Source organism: Shewanella sp. Isolate8 (assembly GCF_022398495.1).
In the GTDB taxonomy this organism is placed as follows: domain Bacteria; phylum Pseudomonadota; class Gammaproteobacteria; order Enterobacterales; family Shewanellaceae; genus Shewanella; species Shewanella aquimarina.
This window is the reverse complement of sequence record NZ_JAKEVI010000001.1, coordinates 1,036,092-1,055,276: the sequence shown is the minus strand read 5'-3', so window position 1 is coordinate 1,055,276 and position 19,185 is coordinate 1,036,092. Positions and strand designations below refer to the sequence as shown.

At 54.0% G+C, this 19,185-nt stretch carries 17 protein-coding genes; 11 read left to right on the top strand and 6 right to left on the bottom strand.

The genetic code is table 11. The features are described from left to right. The first annotated feature begins 96 nt into the window (after positions 1-96). The 6 genes from L1D43_RS04580 to L1D43_RS04555 all read left to right on the top strand — a co-directional run bounded on the left by L1D43_RS04580 (position 97) and on the right by L1D43_RS04555 (position 8,015). Positions 97-1,329 carry an MFS transporter gene (locus L1D43_RS04580; protein WP_239850113.1) on the top strand — a complete coding sequence of 411 codons (1,233 nt, stop codon included), beginning with the start codon at positions 97-99 and terminating at the stop codon, positions 1,327-1,329. 264 nt (positions 1,330-1,593) lie between these two features. Beyond that, the gene (locus tag L1D43_RS04575) at positions 1,594-2,604 is read left to right on the top strand and encodes a TRAP transporter substrate-binding protein (protein ID WP_041510712.1); all 1,011 of its coding nucleotides are present in this window, start codon (positions 1,594-1,596) and stop codon (positions 2,602-2,604) included. Positions 2,605-2,690: 86 nt separating this feature from the next. Next, positions 2,691-3,329, top strand: a complete 639-nt coding sequence (locus tag L1D43_RS04570) for a TRAP transporter small permease (protein ID WP_239850112.1) — start codon at positions 2,691-2,693, stop codon at positions 3,327-3,329. Continuing rightward, positions 3,329-4,726: a TRAP transporter large permease subunit gene (locus L1D43_RS04565; RefSeq protein ID WP_239850111.1), complete on the top strand. Its 1,398-nt coding sequence runs from the start codon at positions 3,329-3,331 to the stop codon at positions 4,724-4,726. The genes L1D43_RS04570 and L1D43_RS04565 overlap by 1 nt, the downstream gene beginning before the upstream one ends. Before the next feature lie 92 nt (positions 4,727-4,818). After that, on the top strand, positions 4,819-6,645 hold the full coding sequence (locus tag L1D43_RS04560) for an ATP-binding protein (protein WP_239850110.1): 1,827 nt from the start codon (positions 4,819-4,821) through the stop codon (positions 6,643-6,645). Between the two features lie 2 nt (positions 6,646-6,647). Then, positions 6,648-8,015 (top strand): sigma-54 dependent transcriptional regulator, encoded by a 1,368-nt coding sequence (locus tag L1D43_RS04555; RefSeq protein ID WP_239850109.1) that lies wholly within the window; start codon positions 6,648-6,650, stop codon positions 8,013-8,015. 29 nt (positions 8,016-8,044) lie between these two features. On the opposite strand, the gene L1D43_RS04550 is transcribed toward L1D43_RS04555, so the two are convergent. Next, entirely contained in the window at positions 8,045-9,292 is a 1,248-nt protein-coding gene (locus L1D43_RS04550) for an MFS transporter (protein WP_345773693.1), read from the bottom strand. A 170-nt stretch (positions 9,293-9,462) separates the two neighbouring features. Between L1D43_RS04550 and L1D43_RS04545 the strand changes: the two genes are divergently transcribed. Further along, the gene (locus tag L1D43_RS04545) at positions 9,463-10,353 is read left to right on the top strand and encodes a LysR family transcriptional regulator (protein ID WP_239850108.1); all 891 of its coding nucleotides are present in this window, start codon (positions 9,463-9,465) and stop codon (positions 10,351-10,353) included. A gap of 391 nt (positions 10,354-10,744) precedes the next feature. On the opposite strand, the gene maiA is transcribed toward L1D43_RS04545, so the two are convergent. The 5 genes from maiA to phhA all read right to left on the bottom strand — a co-directional run bounded on the left by maiA (position 10,745) and on the right by phhA (position 15,677). Then, positions 10,745-11,389: a maleylacetoacetate isomerase gene (gene maiA, locus L1D43_RS04540; RefSeq protein ID WP_239851042.1), complete on the bottom strand. Its 645-nt coding sequence runs from the start codon at positions 11,387-11,389 to the stop codon at positions 10,745-10,747. Positions 11,390-11,492: 103 nt separating this feature from the next. Beyond that, complete coding sequence (locus L1D43_RS04535) at positions 11,493-12,479, bottom strand: fumarylacetoacetate hydrolase family protein (RefSeq protein ID WP_239850107.1); 987 nt, start codon at positions 12,477-12,479, stop codon at positions 11,493-11,495. 243 nt (positions 12,480-12,722) lie between these two features. Continuing rightward, on the bottom strand, positions 12,723-14,267 hold the full coding sequence (tyrR, locus tag L1D43_RS04530; RefSeq protein WP_011865236.1) for a transcriptional regulator TyrR: 1,545 nt from the start codon (positions 14,265-14,267) through the stop codon (positions 12,723-12,725). 233 nt (positions 14,268-14,500) lie between these two features. Beyond that, positions 14,501-14,839, bottom strand: coding sequence for a 4a-hydroxytetrahydrobiopterin dehydratase (locus L1D43_RS04525; RefSeq protein ID WP_011865235.1), 339 nt, complete (start codon positions 14,837-14,839; stop codon positions 14,501-14,503). Positions 14,840-14,879: 40 nt separating this feature from the next. Then, positions 14,880-15,677: a phenylalanine 4-monooxygenase gene (gene phhA / locus L1D43_RS04520; protein ID WP_239850106.1), complete on the bottom strand. Its 798-nt coding sequence runs from the start codon at positions 15,675-15,677 to the stop codon at positions 14,880-14,882. A 448-nt stretch (positions 15,678-16,125) separates the two neighbouring features. Here phhA and galU point away from each other — a divergent pair, with 448 nt between their 5' ends. The 4 genes from galU (at position 16,126) to L1D43_RS04500 (ending at position 19,172) form a co-directional block, all read left to right on the top strand. After that, complete coding sequence (gene galU, locus L1D43_RS04515) at positions 16,126-17,046, top strand: UTP--glucose-1-phosphate uridylyltransferase GalU (RefSeq protein ID WP_239850105.1); 921 nt, start codon at positions 16,126-16,128, stop codon at positions 17,044-17,046. After that, a complete protein-coding gene (gene galE / locus L1D43_RS04510; RefSeq protein WP_239850104.1) occupies positions 17,046-18,059 on the top strand; it encodes a UDP-glucose 4-epimerase GalE in 1,014 nt (337 codons plus the stop codon). Before galU ends, galE begins: the two co-directional genes overlap by 1 nt. A gap of 46 nt (positions 18,060-18,105) precedes the next feature. After that, positions 18,106-18,582 carry a ferredoxin-type protein NapF gene (gene napF, locus L1D43_RS04505; protein ID WP_239850103.1) on the top strand — a complete coding sequence of 159 codons (477 nt, stop codon included), beginning with the start codon at positions 18,106-18,108 and terminating at the stop codon, positions 18,580-18,582. A 110-nt stretch (positions 18,583-18,692) separates the two neighbouring features. After that, entirely contained in the window at positions 18,693-19,172 is a 480-nt protein-coding gene (locus tag L1D43_RS04500; RefSeq protein WP_239850102.1) for a polymer-forming cytoskeletal protein, read from the top strand. Positions 19,173-19,185 lie beyond the last annotated feature (13 nt).

Here is a 19,185-nt window from a genome sequence, read left to right as displayed (position 1 = left end):
TCCAATTCCCTTTACTCAATTAAATAAAGAAAATGCTTTACTTAAAAGACTGCTGATGTAGAGTAGTGCTATCTATTCATTCTTTTAAAAGCTGTCATGAACGCGACCGACTCAGTACAAACCGCTCCCGAACAGACGGCCCAGCGCATTCTCGGCGTCACCTTAATCGTAACCCTGATCAGTGTGGCAGGCATTGCACTGCCTTATCCCGTACTGGCACCACTTTTTCATGACAACAGCTCTCCCCTCACCCAATTTATGGGGCTGCCCAGCGAATTCTTGATGGGCATAGTCTTAGGCATCTATCCGCTGGGGATCATCATAGGTGGCAGCTTCATCGGCAGCCTGTCTGACACTCATGGGCGCAAACGCCTGCTCAGCCTTACACTACTCGGCAGCGCCATGGGCTATGGGCTCACTGCCTTCGCCGCCCATTCTGAGCAGTTTGTCCTCTTCTGTCTCGCTCGCTTACTCACGGGGATATGCGAGGGCAATATCGCCATTGCCAGGGCGATAGCGGCCGATCTGCACCCACAAATCGATAAGACGCGCAGTTTCTCGCTAATCAGCGCCATGGGTTACGGCGGTTATCTGCTTGGGCCCTTGGCGGGCGGCTACCTCATAGATTGGGGGATGGAGATGGTATTCGGCGCCGCGGCCGTTACCTGCATCCTCTGTGCCCTGCTGAGTCACTGGCTGCTGCCACGTCAGCTCGACGAAACCAAGGCCAACGCAGAGAAAGGCTCTAGCCTGGTACTGCTCAGAGAGCCGGCTCTGAGACGTTTCTTTCTGCTCTATCTGCTACTGACCATGGGGGTTAACTTCTACTATGAATTCTATCCGCTGCATCTGGTTCAGCAGGCGGCCTTTACGCCGGCGCAGATCAGCTGGGTCACTGTGCTACTCACCGGCTGCATGATCGCCACCAGCATCTGGTTCACCCCTGTGTTACAGCGCAGATTCACCCACGCCGGCGCGAGTCTGGTAGGCATCTCACTGTTTGGCGCCTCTCTGGCCTGCTTTCCTTATCTCACCAATGCCAGCTATCTGCTCAACTTCATGACCATAGGTGCGGGCATCGCCATCTATAACAGTTTCCTGCCAAGTTACCTGTCCCATGCCTATCAGGACAGGCCGCAGGGGCAGCTGATGGGCATGCTGGTGACCATCTTCTGTGTCGGTAACCTGCTGGCAGCACTTCTCGGCGGACTGTTGGCCGTGTTCGATGTTAAAATCGTCCTGTTGATCGGCGCCCTGTGCGCGGCGGGTGCCGGAGCCGTCCTATATCACGGTCACTTCAGGCGACAATACTGGCCAGCGCACAGTTAACCGCAGCGCGTGACACGCATCACAACTCGGCCAGCCTAAATGGGTGGGTTTCCACCCATCCGACTACAACCAATGGGCGACATTCTCCCCAAGTCGTCCTGTTTACCATTTAACCAACGCGCGGCAACACATTGATATAAAGCCATTTACATAATTTAAACATTATTGGCCTGGTCCTTGCCTATAATTTCTTTGAGTTAAGCACATAGTGAACCGTCAGTCGCCCTAAGGCACTGAAGGATTAACAATTATAGGGATAACAAAATGACCAGACTCAACACCTGTACCTTTATCAAACAGATCGTCAAGATGGCCTCAATCGCCGCAATTTTGGGAACCAGCTTGAACAGCTGGGCGGCACCAACGGAAATTAAGTTTTCCCATGTGGTTGCCGAAAACACCCCTAAAGGCCAAATGGCACTGAAGTTCAAGCAACTCGTAGAAGAGCGTCTACCCGGTGAGTATCAGGTAAACGTGTTCCCAAATTCTCAGCTGTTTGGTGACAACAACGAGCTCTCCGCCCTGTTGCTTAACGATGTGCAATTTGTGGCGCCATCGCTGTCCAAGTTCGAGCGCTACACCAAGAAGCTGCAGATATTCGATCTGCCTTTCCTCTTCAAAGACATGGACGCCGTTAACCGCTTCCAACAGAGCGATGCCGGCCAACTGCTGCTGAATTCGATGAAGCGTAAAGGTGTCGTCGGCCTGGGTTATCTGCACAATGGTATGAAGCAATTTTCGGCCAGTAGCCCGCTGATCTTGCCGGAAGATGCCCAAGGTAAGAAGTTCCGCATCATGGCCTCAGACGTTTTGGCTGCGCAGTTCCAGGCGGTCGATGCCATTCCGGTGAAGAAGCCCTTCTCGGAAGTCTTTACTCTGCTACAGACCCGCGCCATCGATGGACAGGAAAATACCTGGTCTAACATCTATTCGAAGAAGTTCTACGAAGTACAGAGCAACATCACAGAGAGCAACCACGGCGTACTCGACTACATGGTGGTCACCTCAAATACCTTCTGGAAGTCGCTACCCGCCGACAAGCGCAAGGTGATCAAGGCATCACTGGATGAAGCGATTGCCTACGGTAACGATATCGCCGCCGCCAAGGTTAACAAAGACAAGCAAGCCATCATCGACTCTAAACGCTCTGAGATCACCTACCTGAGCCCAGATCAACGCGCCGCCTGGGTCAACGCCATGAAACCTGTATGGGCACAGTTCGAAGATAAGATAGGTAAAGATCTTATCGATGCCGCCGTTGCCGCAAACGAATAATAAGCGCTAACCCCCTAATTTAATAGGAATGCATTGAGGCCGTTTCCACGGCATTCGGCCTCTTTCCTATTTGAGGAGTCCTAGAGATGATGTCTCGCTTTTTTTCTCATATCGAAGAGGTGGTACTTAACGCCTTGATCACCGCAATGACCCTGTTGGTCTTTGTCGAGGTGATCGCTCGTTTCTTCTTTAACACAGGTTTCTTGTGGATCCAGGAGCTGACGCTCACCATCTGCGGCTGGTTCGTGCTATTTGGCATGTCCTATGGCGTCAAGGTCGGCGCCCACATAGGGGTCGATGCCTTTGTCAAAAAACTGCCTAGAAGGGGACGTAAGTATACCGCCATCTTGGCCGTCACTATCTGCTTAGTCTACTGCGGCATGTTCTTATTCGGCAGCTGGGAATACCTGGCAAAGATGTATCAGATCGGCGTGCCGATGGAAGACATTGACCTGCCCCACTTTCTCATCGGCGGATTAGACGGTGACTTTGCCTGGGAATACCTGCGCATCGACGTCGAGGAGCCGGCCGTACCCCTGTGGATCTCCCAAAGCATACTGCTTATCGGCTTTATTTTGCTTACCTGGCGCTTTTTGCAACTTGCTCTGGCCATCATCACCGACAAGACAGATGGCTTCGCCTTCGCCGATGAGGCCAAGGAGAGCATGCACCTTATCGATCAAGAGGCTCAGGCCGACGACAAACAGCCTGGAGATGAAAAATAATGACTATAGCAACCCTCTTTATCAGCCTGTTTATCTGTATGCTGCTGGGCATGCCCATCGCCATCGCGCTTGGTTTTTCCAGTATGCTGACCATATTGCTCTTCTCCGATGATTCATTGGCCTCGGTGGCATTGAAACTCTATGAATCCACCTCGGAGCATTACACCCTGCTGGCGATCCCCTTCTTCATTCTGTCGTCGGCCTTCCTGTCAACCGGCGGCGTCGCCCGGCGTATCATCGACTTCGCCATGGACAGCGTGGGCCACATCCGCGGTGGCCTCGCCATGGCCTCTGTGATGGCCTGCATGTTGTTTGCCGCGGTATCGGGCTCATCGCCCGCCACGGTCGCCGCCATCGGCTCTATCGTCATCGTCGGCATGGTGCGGGCCGGCTACCCAGAGAAATTTGCCGCTGGGGTGATCACCACCTCGGGCACCCTGGGGATCCTGATCCCGCCCTCTATCGTCATGCTGGTGTATGCGGCAGCAACCGAAGTTTCTGCGGCGCGCATGTTCATGGCGGGGCTTATCCCCGGTCTGATGATGGGCCTCTTGTTGATGCTCGCCATCTATATCGTGGCCCGCATCAAGAAGCTGCCTTCAAGGCCCTTCCCCGGTTTTCGCCCCCTGGCCATATCGAGCGCGAAGGCGATGGGTGGCCTTGCACTGATCCTCATCGTACTGGGCTCCATCTACGGCGGTATCGCCAGCCCGACCGAGGCGGCAGCCGTCGCCTGCGTCTACGCCTATTTCATCGCGGTATTTGGTTATCGCGACATAGGCCCACTGAAAAACGTCAGCTGGCGCGATAGCGGCGAGTCGCTGCCAAGAGCCGTGCTGCGTAACCTGGGCTTTATGGTGCTCGCTGTGTTCAAGACCCCGGCCGACAAGGAGATACGCCACGTGGTGCGCGATGGCGCCAAGGTCAGCATCATGCTGCTGTTCATCATCGCCAACGCTATGCTGTTCGCCCATGTATTAACTACAGAGCGCATTCCACATCTGATCGCCGAGACCATAGTGGGCATGGGACTGCCGGTGTGGGGTTTCCTCATCATAGTCAACTTGCTGCTACTGGCCGCGGGTAACTTCATGGAGCCATCGGCCATCTTGCTGATCATGGCGCCTATCTTGTTCCCCATCGCCACTCAGCTGGGGGTAGATCCTATCCATCTTGGCATCATCATGGTGGTCAACATGGAAATCGGCATGCTAACGCCGCCCGTAGGCCTCAACCTGTTTGTCACCGCGGGGATAACGGGCCGCAGCATGGGATGGGTGATCCAATCTTGTATCCCTTGGCTGGCACTGCTGCTCTTCTTCCTAGTGCTGATCACATATATTCCGCAGATCTCCCTGTTCCTGCCTGAATATATTGATAAGTTAAACGGTTATTAAAACACTTGATTTTGCTTAACAATTGGGCGAGTCTGAAACGGGTCATTAACAACTCCCTTTCAGGCTCGCTTTTTCAATTGGACATGCCTTTTATGTCGAAAATGATAACAAGAAGAAAATACCTCGGCGTCGGCTTCATCATACTCCTTGGCCTCGCCTTTACCCTGCGCGTCGCCTATTGGTTCCATCTGGAACATGGCTATGAGATGACGCGGCAACAATCTAACGCTCAGATGAAAGAGCTGCTTAGCTTCCTCTCGGGGTCTCTAAGTCGCTATGAGAGCATCCCCCATGTGCTCTCCACCAACCCGCTGCTGGCCAGCGCCCTGCTAAAGCAGGACGACCCCGATACCATCACGCCACTCAATCGCTATCTGGAGGAGATCCAGAGCATCACAGAGGCGCTGGATATCTATCTGGTCAATATAGACGGCGATGCCATCGCCGCCAGCAACTGGCAGCAGAGCTACTCCTTTATCGGCAAGAATTACGCCTTCAGACCCTATTTCAAGGATGCCATCGAGGGCAAGATGGGCCGCTATTTCGCCGTCGGCACCAGCTCCAACAAACGCGGCTACTACTTCTCCTATCCCATCTACAGCCACGGCTATCCGGTCACCCCCAGCCAGGGCGAGGCCAAGGTGTTAGGGGCCATAGTGGTGAAGGTCGATGTCACCGAGATTGAGCAGCAGAGCACGGGCATGGCCAGGGGCAGCAACTACGAGTTCGCTATCAGCGACCCGGACCATATTATCTTCCTCTCAAGCCGGCCTGAGTGGCGCCTCACAGCGCTGACGCCTGTGACTCATCAGCTCAAGCAGCGCATCGAATCCTCGAGACGCTACGCCAACCGTGAGATCAGTCCGCTGGCGATCGAGCCCCCCTTCGCCCCATCCCTGGCGGCAGACTATCAGATCTATCAGATCTATCAGATAGGCGATAACAAGCGCGGCGCCGAGTTTATGGATAACGCCGCCTTCATGAGCGATGCCGGCTGGCAGGTGCATATCCTCTCGCCGATGGCGCCCATCTACCGCTCGCTGCCGCCGCTGCTCCTGCTCTATGGCGCCCTCTACCTGCTGTGCGCGCTGGCACTCTTGTTCGCCATAGAGAAGCGTAAGAATACCCGCCGCATGCGCCAGGCCCACGAGCAGCTAGAGCAGAGGGTCAAGGAGCGCACCCAGGCGCTGGAAACCAGTCATCAGCAGCTGAAGGAAGCCCAGGATGAGTTGATCCAGGCCGCCAAGCTCACAGTGATCGGTAGCCTGTCGGCCAGCATCAACCATGAGATCAACCAGCCGCTGGCGGCGATTCGTAGCTATGCACAGAACACCCAGACACTGCTCTCACGCGCCAAGTGGGACGATGTCTCCAGCAACATAATGACCATCATAGAGCTGACCGATCGGCTGGCGGCCATAGTTTCGCAGTTTAAGAGCTTTACCCGTAAGAGCCAGGGCAACGACAAGGCGATTAGCGTGGCACAATGCATCAAGGACGCCTTGACCATCATCCAGCCAGAGGTGGACAAGCAGGGGATCGATCTCGTGCTGAACAACACAGAGTGTGAGACGCTCATCTGGGGTGACCCTATCCGGCTGCAGCAGGTGTTGATCAATCTGATGAGCAATGCCATGGTCGCCATGCGCGCCTGCAGCCCGAAACAGCTGATCATCAGCGTCGTGGTGAGCAATCGTCTGGAGGTCACCATAGAAGATACGGGCACAGGCATAGACGAGAGCCAGATGCAGAAGATTTTCGACCCCTACTACACCAGCTCGCGCCAGGGGCTGGGCCTGGGGCTCTCTATCTCCAGGCGTATCGTCGAGGCGATGCAGGGTAAGATAAGCGTTGCCAATCGAGAGCAAGGCGGCGCCATCTTCCAGATCACACTGCCCATACATGCGTCAGGAAACTAACTATGCAGAATCAAGTTTTTAATCAATACGATATCTTAATCGTCGATGACGAGCCTCTGATTGGCTCGGCGCTGGTGCAGCTGTTTGAACTAGAATCCTACCGCGCCCTGGCCCTCACCGACGCCAAACAGATTGGCCTTGGCCTGCCCGACAACTGGCCCGGCATAGTGATCTCCGACGTCAACATGCCGGATATCGACGGCCTCTCCTTGATGCGCACCCTGCTGGCCCAGGACAAGGACATTCCCATCATACTGCTGACTGGACACGGCGATATCGCCATGGCGGTGCAGGCGCTGAAACAGGGTGCCTATGATTTTATCGAGAAACCCTTTAACAACGAGCATATGCTGGATATCGCCAAGCGCGCGCTGGAGAAACGTGCGCTGACCCTGGAAAACCGCAGCCTAAAACGCGAGCTGGAATCCCAGAGCACTCCAGGGCCGCGTATCTTGGGCCACAGCCCGGGGATCAAGCAGATGCGCCACATCATCCATCAGGTGATCGATATGCCTGCCGATGTATTGATCGAAGGCGAGACGGGCACGGGCAAGGAGCTGGTCGCCCGCTACCTGCACGACCACAGCCCTAGAGCCGAGGCCAACTTCGTCGCCATCAACTGCGGCGCTATCCCCGAGACCATCATAGAGAGCGAGCTGTTTGGCGCCGAATCTGGCGCCTTCACCGGCGCCGATAAGACACGTATCGGTAAGTTCGAGTATGCCAATGGCGGCACCCTGTTTCTCGATGAGATCGAGAGCACGCCACTCTCCCTGCAGGTGAAACTGCTAAGGGTGCTGGAAGACAGGAAGGTGGAGCGTCTAGGCTCCAACAAGAGCATAGACCTAGACATTCGCATCATCGCCGCCACCAAGGTGGATCTCAAGGGCCTGTGTGACACAGGTGAATTTCGCCAGGATCTCCTCTATCGCCTCAACCTGGTGACTGTGCCTATTCCGGCCCTGAGAGAGCGCCGCGAAGATATTGGCCTGCTGTTCCTGCATTTTGCCCGGGTCGCCTCGGCGCGTTATCACAAGGCGCTAATCCCTCTGACGGCGGAATATACGGCCCAGCTGGTCTCCCACGACTGGCCCGGCAATGTCAGGGAGCTGCGTAATCTGGCCGAGCGCTACGTGCTCCTAGGCCCTGAGGCGGCCTTTGCCACCTCTCTGGGACAGAGCAGTCAACTCAATGCCAACATGTCGCTGCAACAGCGGGTGGAGTTTTTCGAGCGCCTGCTGATCGAAGAGGCCCTGAGCAACAACAAGGGCAGCATCAAGCTCACCATGGAGCAGTTGGAGCTGCCACGTAAGACCCTCTATGACAAGATGCAGAAGTTCGGCCTCAACCGAAAGACCTTTATCAACTAAGTCAGTAAACACATTAGCCCGTTAAGCCATTAGCCCGCCGCATCCAATAGCGGCGTGCGCGGCCTGTGGGTGCGTTGCAGCATCACCACGATAAAAATCACGCCGCTAAGCAGGGTCAGGCTACCGCCAACCACACCGCTCCAGCCCCAGTGCTGCCAGAACGGCAACAGGAAAGGCCCGCCGAGCGCCGCTCCCAGATAGTAACTACACAGATAGAGTGCCGTGGCCTTGGCCCTGTGCTGCTGGGCGCGCTGCGCCACCCAGGCATTGCAGACGCTGTGGAAGGTAAAGAAGCCGAAGCTCGATAGCAGGAAACCGATAACGATGGCGCTGCTGGTATCCCCTAAAGTAACTAGGCTGCCGACACACATCATCACGGCCGAGAGGATAAACAGCGGCTGGCGGCCCAGGCGCGTCACCCACTTGGCCGAGCGAAACGAGGCGTAGGTGCCGCTCAGATAGCAGAGGAAAATCAGGGTCACCTGAAACTTGCCCCAGTGAAACGGTGCCTGCATCAGATGCAGCTGGATATAGCTGAACTGATTGACCATCACCATGAAGGCCAGCGCGCCGAGAAGATAGAGCTTCACCAGGGTGGCATCGCCAAGATGCAGGCCAAACCCCTTAAGATCGGCAAGTCCGAAGCCACTCTTGTGTTGACGACGACGGATCCGCACCCGGTCGAGGCGCGGCAATAACAGTAACACGCCCACCACCCCAGCAAGGGTCAAGACACTCACCAACCCCATGGCCTCTACCCAGCTCAGATACTTAGTCATCAGACCGCCAAGCAGACGCCCCGCGATGCCGCCTAAGCTGTTGGCGCCGATATAGATGGCCCCGGCCTTGAGCAGCACGCTGGTATCGAGCAGATCCTTAAAATAGGCCATGGCGATGGCGGGCACAGCCGCGAGTAAGACTCCCTGAAATAGCCTCACCGCCACCAGCGCCGAGAAATCCTGCACCCAGATCAACATGATATCCGCCAACACTAACAAGGCCAGGCTCCACAGCAGCGGCTTACGCCTGCCGAGCTTATCCGACAGAGTGGCATAGAAGAGCAACGCAAAGGCCATGGAGAAGCTGGTCACCGACAGCAATAGGGTGGCATGAGCCGGCGACACGCTAAAACTGGTCGCGATCAGCGGCAACATTCCCTGCACCATATACAGGTTGATGTAGATCACCACAGAGGCCAGCGACAGGCCCCAGATCAGACGAAGTTGTAGTGCACGGCTGGCGGTCATGATTTCGCGCTCAAAAGGAGAGATAGACACAGGCTAGCACCGGCGCTAACATAACAAAAATAGATTATATATATGATATCGATAATAACTTATTATAGACAATTCCGATGACCAATGCTTGAAAACAATCTGCTAAAAAGCGCTTAAGACAATGGTGCTAACTCAGCGTAATAGAAAAATGCGAGAAGGTGGAATGAAAGATGGATATCAAACAGCTTAGGCAGTTCGAGGCGCTGGCAACCAAGGGCAGCTTTACCCTGGCGGCCAAACAGCTCAACCTCGCCCAGCCCGCCCTGAGTCAGGGGATAAAACGCCTCGAAGAATCCCTCGGGGTCACGCTGGTCAACCGCAACAAACATTATCGCGGTCAGGATGGCAGCCGCCTCACCCTCACCGCCGAAGGCGAGGCACTGGCGCAACACGCCAGGCTGATCCTCAAGCAGGTCAAGCAGGCCGAGGCCCACATTAAATCGATGGCCAATCTCACCAAGGGCGAGGTGCGTATCGCGGTGCCCGGCATGCTGGGCTCCTACTACCTGCCCTCTCGATTGATGGCCTTCAGGCACAGGTATCCGGATCTCAAGCTCTCCCTGTTCGAGGGCGGCACCCGAGACAGCCTGCGGATGTTGCAAAACGAAGAGGTGGATATCGCCATCATCACGGGGCAAGACCTGCAACCTAACTTCGACAGCCATCTGCTGCTCAGAGAGCAGATGGTGGTGGCCGTGGGTGAAGATCACCCGTTGGCGGAGCACTCGGGGATCACCCTGGAGCAGTTCTTCGAGCAGGAGCTGGTGATGTTTAAGCCAGGCTATTTCCACCGCGAATGGATGCTATCTCAAGCCAAGGCGCTGGATCTCGAGGTCAATATCGCCTTCGAGACCAACCTAATCAACCTGATTAAACAGGTGGTTGCCCAGGGCTTTGCCATCACAAGTGTGCTAGAGATGGTGATCGAAGAAAGAGATCCCATCCGCGCCATCCCCTTCTCACCTGCGGTGCATCTGGACCTGCATATCGCCTGGAATAGAGAACGCCCCATCGGGCTGGCCGACAGGGCGTTCGTCGAGTTCTTGATGAATAACCCTTAGAGCCTGTTGATTTTTACCGTTTGTTTTTGCAGCAGTTTGAAGGTGATTTATACAAGGCAGAGCCTGTGTCGTGTAGTCCTCTACACAAACTGGCGATAACACCGTAGAAATGGCCTACAAACGCTGCCCAACGGGTTCATCTAAACGCGCGCTGCACTTTAAGAAAGGCTTCTTGCCTTTCACCGCAGGCGGTCAGCTAGGCTGTTAGAAATCGTTCCAGACGATTTCTTTGTTGTTCGCCATTCACATAGAGTAACTATCACATAGAGTAACTATCACATAGAGTAACTATGCTTCATGGCTCTCGCCTCGCGCAAAACGCGTTTAGATTGAACAAAAATTAAACTTGAAAAATCAACAGGCCCTAGCAAGATGCTAAGGGCCTAATCACCTAGATGGCATCCGCCTGGCGCTCGGGCGCCGCCAACTGGAAGGCCTCTAGCTGATGGCAGTTGTCCCAGATACGGCGAATGTTGGGATAAGCGCCTAAGTCGACCTTGAAACGATTGGCGTTATAGACCTGAGGGATCAGGCAGAGATCCGCCAGGGTTACCTCATCACCATAGCAGTAGGTGCCGGCGTGTCTTTCCAGCTGCTTCTCGAACGCGCTAAAGCCCTGGTGGATCCAGTGATGGTACCAGGCATTCTTAGCGTCCTCGTCTAGTGCCAGGGTATTGGTCAGATACTGCAACACCTTGAGGTTATTCAGCGGGTGAACCTCACAGGCGATAGAGAGCGCCATGGCGCGCACCTCGGCCCTCGCCTTGGGCGCCTTTGGCAACATCAAGGTGCCGCCATACTGCTCGTCGAGGTATTCGATGATCGCCAGTGACTGAGACAGAACAAATTCGTTGTCGCCTTCAATAAGGGTCGGCACCAGCTCCTGAGGGTTAAGCGCCGCATACTCTGGCAGGTGCTGCTCGCCACCATTCTTAACCAGATGCACAGACTCGAGACTCGCATCCATTCCCTTTAAATTCAATGCGATACGAACTCGATAAGCGGCGCTGGAGCGCCAGTAGCCCAATAACTTCATCACACAACTCCTCTGTTTCCTTGGCACTAACCTGCCTTTACTTACGGCGGTTACAAAAACGGGGCAACCTTGGCTGCCCCGATATCGGTAATAAAGCCGATAATTACCCTTTGTACTCAACCACCTGCTGGTCGATGGCACCGAAGATAGATTTATCGTTTTCATCCAGCATCTCGATACGCACGCGATCGCCGAAACGCATGAATGAGGTCGATGGCTTACCATCACTGATGGTCTCCAGCATACGAGTCTCGGCCAGGCAGCTAGAGCCTGCGCTGCGGTCGTAGTTAGAGATGGTGCCCGAGCCTATGATGGCGCCGGCGCCCAATGGACGAGTCTTGGTGAAGTGGGCGATCAACTGACTGAAGTTAAAGGTCATATCGACGCCACAGTTGGGCTTGCCGAACAGTTCGTTATTCAGATGAGTGATCAGCGGTAGGTGCACCTTGGACTCATGCCACTTGTCACCCAGTTCATCCGGGGTCACGGCCACAGGCGAGAAGCTGCTCGATGGCTTAGACTGGAAGAAACCGAAGCCCTTGGCCAGCTCGGCAGGGATCAGGTTACGCAGCGACACGTCATTCACCAGCATCAGTAGCTTGATATGCTTCTCTGCCGACGCCTCGTCTATCCCCATAGGCACGTCATCGGTGATCACCGCGACTTCAGATTCGAAGTCTATGCCCCACTCTTCGCTGGCCAGCTCGATATCGGCCTTAGGCGCGATGAAGCTATCAGACCCGCCTTGGTAAACCAGAGGATCTGTCCAAAAAGTCTCTGGCATCTCGGCGCCGCGGGCCTTACGCACCAACTCAACGTGGTTAACATAAGCACTACCGTCGGCCCATTGGTAGGCACGTGGTAGCGGCGACAGACACTTGCTCTCCTCAAAATCCACCGCGTTGTCGAGCACGCCTTGGTTTAGCGCCTCATAAAGCTCTTGCAGTTGCGGCTGAAGCAGATCCCAGGCGTCGAGCAGCTGCTGCATGGTGTGTGCTATGGCTGGTACGGCAACAGCCTTGGTTAGATCCTTACTCACAAGCATCAGCTGACCGTCGCGACGGCCGTTGTTATAACTTGCTAACTTCATACCCACTCCTATCGAATTCTTCTCTTGTCAGACCCAAGGGGCAACCCGTTGGGTCTGGGACTATCAATTTGGCATAGAAATACCCTATGCGCCTCAAGATAGGAATAGCGTGATACAAATCACACTCCTTCCCTCAATAATCAATTTTGTAAATAATTCATTACAGACAGAAATAGCCCCAAGTCCATGGGGTTTCGGCCTTGTCTCCGCCTAGAAAACCGCCAGCCAACTGGCAATAAGGTTTTACATCCCTTTTTGCTTGCTGATCTTATATTCCCTCAGCTTGTTAGCGATGGCCGTATGGGACACCCCGAGCTTCTTCGCCAGCTGACGGGTGCTCGGATAAGCCGGATAGAGGCGTCTTAGCAGACTCGCCTCAAACTGCTTCATCGCCTGATCCAGACTGCCCTCAAACTGATGATCGAAATAGCCAAAGCCCTCGGCATATGACGGTAGCTTGAGCTGATCCACCGTCAGCTCCGCCGAGCCATCCCACATGGACACCGCACGGAAGATGGCATTCTTCAGCTGACGCACGTTACCCGGCCAGGCATAGCCCAGCAGATGCTCACGACATGGGGCCGAGATACGGCGAATCGGGATCGACAGCTGCTGGCTGTAGTGCTCAAGGAACATCTCGGTCAGGGGGATCACATCTACCTTGCGCTCTCTAAGCGAGGGCATATGAAAGCTCAGCACATGGATACGATAGTAGAGATCTTCACGGAACTCGCCAGTCTGGCACAGCTCGGCCAGGTTCTTCTGGGTCGAACAGATGATGCGTACGTCCGAGCGCACCTCCACATCGCCGCCCACCCGGCGGAAGGTACCATCCTGCAGCAGGCGCAGCAGCTTGACCTGGGCCGCCTTCGACATCTCGGCGATCTCATCTAGGAAGACGGTGCCGCCCTTGGCCTCCTCGAAGAAACCGCGCTTGACCACCTCGCCGCCGCTGACGTAACCAAACAGCTCCTCTTCGGCGGCGCTGTCTGGCATGGCGGCGCAGTTAATGGCAATAAAGGGATGCTCGCGGCGCATGCTGGCATCGTGACAGGCTCTGGCCATCAGCTCCTTGCCCGTGCCGGTTTCGCCGGTGATCAGCAAAGGCGCATCGAGCTGGGCCATGCGTCTGGCCTGCACCAGCACCTCTTTCATCTTGTCGCTGACCGCCAGCACATTCTCAAAGCCTGTGGTCTGATTCTGTAGGGCGTTAAATTGCTTGCCGACCCGCGCCGGCGACTTGAGGGAGACTACGGCGCCGGCCAGGATGGTCTTGTCGTTCTCGTCGGGCAGATAGATGGGGAGCATCTCGGCCAGGTATTCACTCTGACCTATGTTGACCCGGGTGGCCTGGGCCAACACCAAAGGCTCGCTGAGCCAACGATTGAAGTTAAAGCCTTGTACCCAATGGTTCAGCGGTTCGTCGAGCACCTCGTGCTCGCCCATGTTAACCGTCATCAACGCCGACTCGTTGACGATGCGAATTCGCCCCTTGACGTCGATGGAGAAGACAGAATCCGGCAGCGTCTTCAACAAGGTCTTGAGCGCGTAATGCTCCTGCTCGGAGGGCATGAATGACACGGTGCGCACGTCGTGCACCCCTTCCACCTTCCTGATTAACGGCAGCAGCTCGCTGAGCACATCGAAGTTAACTTCAGCAAACTGCAGATAGAGAAATCCCTGATTACTGGCGTCGATGGCTATCAGGTTGATGCCATAGCCTTCGAGGATCACCAGAATGTCTTTTGCTAGACCCACGCGGTCGATGCAACTTACTTCTAAGCGCATACCCTTTCGTCCCTTTTTATATTTATTACTTCACGGTTTTTGGGATTATCGCGAGCATGGTTGCGTCTCATGCCAGAAAAAGTGTGACACGCCACGCAGAAATGCCGATAAAACGCCTATACGTTAGAGCCTAATGAGATTTGTGGCAAGAGTTGTTTACAGCGGATTGAGTCTACAACCAAAAAAACAGCGCCATAGCTAGGCTATGACGCTGTTTTTAAATTAATTTTCACTTAGTCCAATAACTGGTCAGTCTTGGCCGCCATGATGAAATCGTTGCGGTGCAGACCCTTAATCGAGTGAGACCACCAGGTCACAGTGACCTTTCCCCATTCGGTTAGAATGCCAGGATGATGGAACTCTTCCTCGGCTAAGTCTGCTAATTTATTGGTAAATTCCATCGCCAGCTTAAAGTTTTTAAACTTATAGACACGCTCAAGCTGCATGATGCCGTCACGTACCTCGACGCCCCAGTCTGGGATCATGCGGATCAGCTCGGCCAACTCGGCATCGGTCACCTTAGGCGCGTCGGCCTGACAGGCTTCGCATTTCATTTGGGCTAATTCAGTCATACTTCTTCCTTTTTGTTTTCTTAACTGGCTTTAACTGGCTCTAACTGGCTTTCGATTTTGGCTCAAACATGGGGGCATGCAGGCCAAGCTGGCGCGCCTTGGTCACGGCGCCCATGATGTCCATTTTGACGATTTCGTCTAAATAATCAATTGAATCAATAGCGTAATAAATAGGCTGCATGATATCGATGCGATAAGGGGTTCTTAAGATATCAATGAGATCGAAAGGCTTCACCACTGGGGTATCGCTCATGGCGTATAGCGTCTCACCGGGCGAGCTCAATATGCCGCCGCCGTAGATCTTCAGCTCATCGTTGGCCTGACGGATCAAACCAAACTCCACGGTAAACCAGTAGAGTCTGGCGAGAAAGACACGCTCCTCTTTCGAGGCGGCTAGACCCAACTTACCGTATTCGTGAGAGAAACGGGCAAATGAAGAGTTAGTCAGCAACGGGCAGTGACCGAAGATCTCGTGGAAGATATCGGGCTCCTGCAGATAATCGAACTCCTCCTTGCTGCGGATAAAGGTGGCAACCGGAAACTCCTGGTTGGCCAGCAACTGGAAAAACTTCTCGAACGAGATCAGTGCCGGTACCGCGGCCGTCTTCCAACCGGTTGCCTGCTTGAGCACGGCATCTATCTCACTCAGCTGCGGAATACGATGCGTAGGCATGGCAAGATCTTCGAGGCCTTTCAGATAGGCATCACAGGCATAATGCGGCAAATTGCCCTTCTGTCTGTCGTACAGCGCTTGCCAGATCTCATGTTCATTGTCAGGGTATTGGATGACCCCTTGGCTATCAGGCAGTCTGGCCTGATACTTGGTTTGTTTACTCATGATAAATACAACACAATTGACTGCTCCTGCCTCCATATTTGACTAAACGCCAGACTTTGTTAACAGGATCACACTTTATAATTTGGCTGCCGTGCCGCCCGAGATGTAACCTAAAATTTACATCAGGCTCACACTTAAAAATTAAATCAAGGTAAATAAATAAGTTACCTTAAATTCGCCATGTAACACTCTCGACACAAATGCCGACTTTAACATCAATTTCATCTGTTTAGCCCGCAGGAACAATAATATGTAAAGGTCTTTTTCATCACCTATTGCATCCCAAACTAGCAAGCATCAGCATCGCTTTTGCTCATCACCAGATCGCTAACGCCATAATCTTTGGGCAAGAGCCAAGAACACACCGGTCAAAGCGCCTAAATCTCCTGACTTTTCATATCCTTTTTATTAGAATAAAAGAGCATTTGCGCAGCCAACTAGGATTAGGATGAAACAGCACAAAGTTCGCAAGGCCGTTATTCCCGTCGCGGGTCTGGGTACTCGCATGCTTCCGGCAACCAAGGCAATCCCTAAAGAAATGTTGCCCATAGTCGACAGGCCCTTGATCCAATATGTGGTCAACGAGGCGATAGCCGCCGGGATCAACGAGATAGTTCTGGTTACCCACGCCAGTAAGAACTCCATCGAAAACCATTTCGACTCCAGTTTCGAACTCGAGGCGCAGCTTGAGCGCCGGGTAAAGCGTCAGCTACTGGCTGAGGTGCAGGCCATCTGCCCAAGCGATGTAACCGTGATCAGCGTGCGCCAATCCCAGGCAAAGGGACTGGGCCATGCCATCTTGTGTGCACAGAAGGTTGTGGGCGACGAACCTTTTGCGGTCCTGCTACCAGACGTCATCATAGACGATGCCAGCTGCGATCTTACCCAGGATAACCTGGCAGAGATGGTCAAGCTGTTCGACGAAACAGAAGTGGGCCAGATCATGGTTGAAGGCGTGCCAGAAAGCTGCGTCGATCAGTATGGTATCGCCGATGTAAACGGCCACCAGCTCGAGGTAGGGCAATCTAAACCCATCAATCAGTTGGTGGAGAAGCCTAAGGTCGAAGAGGCGCCATCCAACCTGGCAGTGGTGGGTCGTTACGTGCTCCCTAAGCAAATCTGGCAGCTACTGGGTAAAACACCTGCAGGCGCAGGCGATGAGATACAACTCACCGACGCAATTGCCATGCTAATGGATACTCAGACGGTGAACGCCTATTACATGCATGGTAAGAGCCATGACTGTGGCAATAAACTAGGCTACATGCGCGCCAATGTGGAATACGCGCTGCGCCATCACGAGGTGGGCGAGGATTTCGCTAACTACCTCAAAGCATTAGTATCAGATTTACAACAGGATAAAGACTGATGACGATTTTAGTCACGGGTGGTGCAGGCTACATAGGTAGCCATACTGTCGTAGAGCTACTTAATGATGCTCAACAGGTAGTCATCATAGACAATTTAAACAACTCCAGCGTCGAAGCCCTTAAACGGGTCGAGCAGATCACAGGCAAAGCGGTCACCTTCTATCAGGGGGATGTGCTCAACAAGGCCTTCCTGCAGAAGGTGTTTACCGACCATGATATAGACGCAGTGATCCATTTTGCCGGTCTTAAGGCGGTTGGCGAGTCAGTGGCCCAACCGCTACGCTATTATGAAAACAATGTCACCGGCACCTTAGTGCTATGTGAGGTAATGGCCGAGTTTAATGTGAAAAACCTGGTATTTAGCTCTTCGGCTACTGTCTATGGCGACCCGGCCTCGCTGCCCATTACGGAAGACTTCCCCACAGGCGCCACGAATCCCTACGGCCAGTCTAAGTTGATGGTCGAACATATCCTCAAGGATCTGCACCACTCAGACAGCAGCTGGAACATCGCCAGACTGCGTTACTTCAACCCTGTGGGCGCCCACGAGAGCGGACTCATCGGCGAAGATCCCAACGATATTCCCAATAACCTCATGCCCTTTATCGCACAGGTCGCCGTGGGTAAGCGTGAGAAGCTCAGCGTCTTCGGTGACGATTACGACACCCATGACGGCACAGGGGTACGCGACTATATCCATGTGGTCGATCTGGCCAAGGGCCACTTAAAAGCGCTTGAAAAACTCAACACAGCACCTGGACTGGTCACCTATAACCTGGGCACAGGCCAGGGCTATAGCGTACTGGATATGGTCAAGGCGTTCGAGAAGGCCTGCGGCCATGCCATCGCTTATCAGATAGCGCCGCGTCGCCCCGGCGATATCGCCGCCTGCTACGCCGACCCGCACAAGGCGCAGACAGAACTGAACTGGCAAGCCACCCACACCATAGAAGATATGGCCAACAGCAGCTGGCACTGGCAGTCCTCTAACCCGAATGGCTACAAGGCCTAAATCAGCCTCAGGGGGCCATGGTCCCCTTTACGTCCAGAGTGAATCTATGAGCAATCGAATCAACCAAAGCCGCCGCAACCTCTTCAGTCGCCGCAAGAGCCAGGTGATCCGCCCGCCCTGGAGCCGCACAGATGTCGAATTTACCGATATCTGTACCCGCTGCGATAAGTGTATCGATGCCTGTGAGACGAAAATCCTCTCCCGGGGCGATGGTGGATTTCCCGAGGTCAGCTTCAGTCAGGACGAATGCACCTTCTGCGGCGACTGTGCCAAGGTGTGTCCCGAACCACTATTCACCGACATCGAAGAAATGCCCTGGCAGATTAAGGCCAGTATCGATCAGAGCTGCCTGGCCAACAGCGGCATCTGGTGCCAGACCTGTAAGGATGCCTGCGATCCCAGAGCCATCAGCTTTACCGCCAGCATAGGTCAGGCGCCAAAACCTGTGGTCGATACCGAGCTATGCAACGGCTGCGGCGCCTGCGTTGCCCCCTGCCCCAACCAATCGATAAAACTCAGCTGATGGGGTAAAACCCATTGCCAAAAAACTGACAGGCTGCGCCAAATATTAGTGGTTTTGTTACACAAAATTTAAGGGTAATATTGGGGAAAACGGGCAAAAAGTTAATCATTATGTTTGGAAAGAAAAATAACAGAGCGGGTCTCACTTTCATTGCGCAAGGGACTAAATTATCAGGGGAAACACATTTTGCTGGCGAAGCCCTTATCGGCGGCGAACTGCACGGCAAGATCAGTGCTACCGGTAAGCTGACGATCGAGGTCGATGGCTATATCGAAGGCGAGCTGCAGTGTAAGGAAATTAAGGTCTCCGGCGCCTTTAAGGGCAAGATGAAGTGTGAAAAACTTAACATCACCAGCACCGGCAGCGTCGAGGGCGAGATAGCCTGTAACTCGATGGAGATCTTCGAAGGCGGTCAGTTTATCGGTATGCGCGTTCGAGAAGAGGTCGCCCTACTTGCCAGCGAACCAGATACCCAAGCGATTAACACTAGTACCAAACCTGCCGTCAAATCTGAAGCCGAAACCAATGCCGAGCCTGAGGCCGAGTCTCAGCTCGACAATTATTTTAAAGAGCTAACTAAATCAGCCTAATGCAGACCAGATG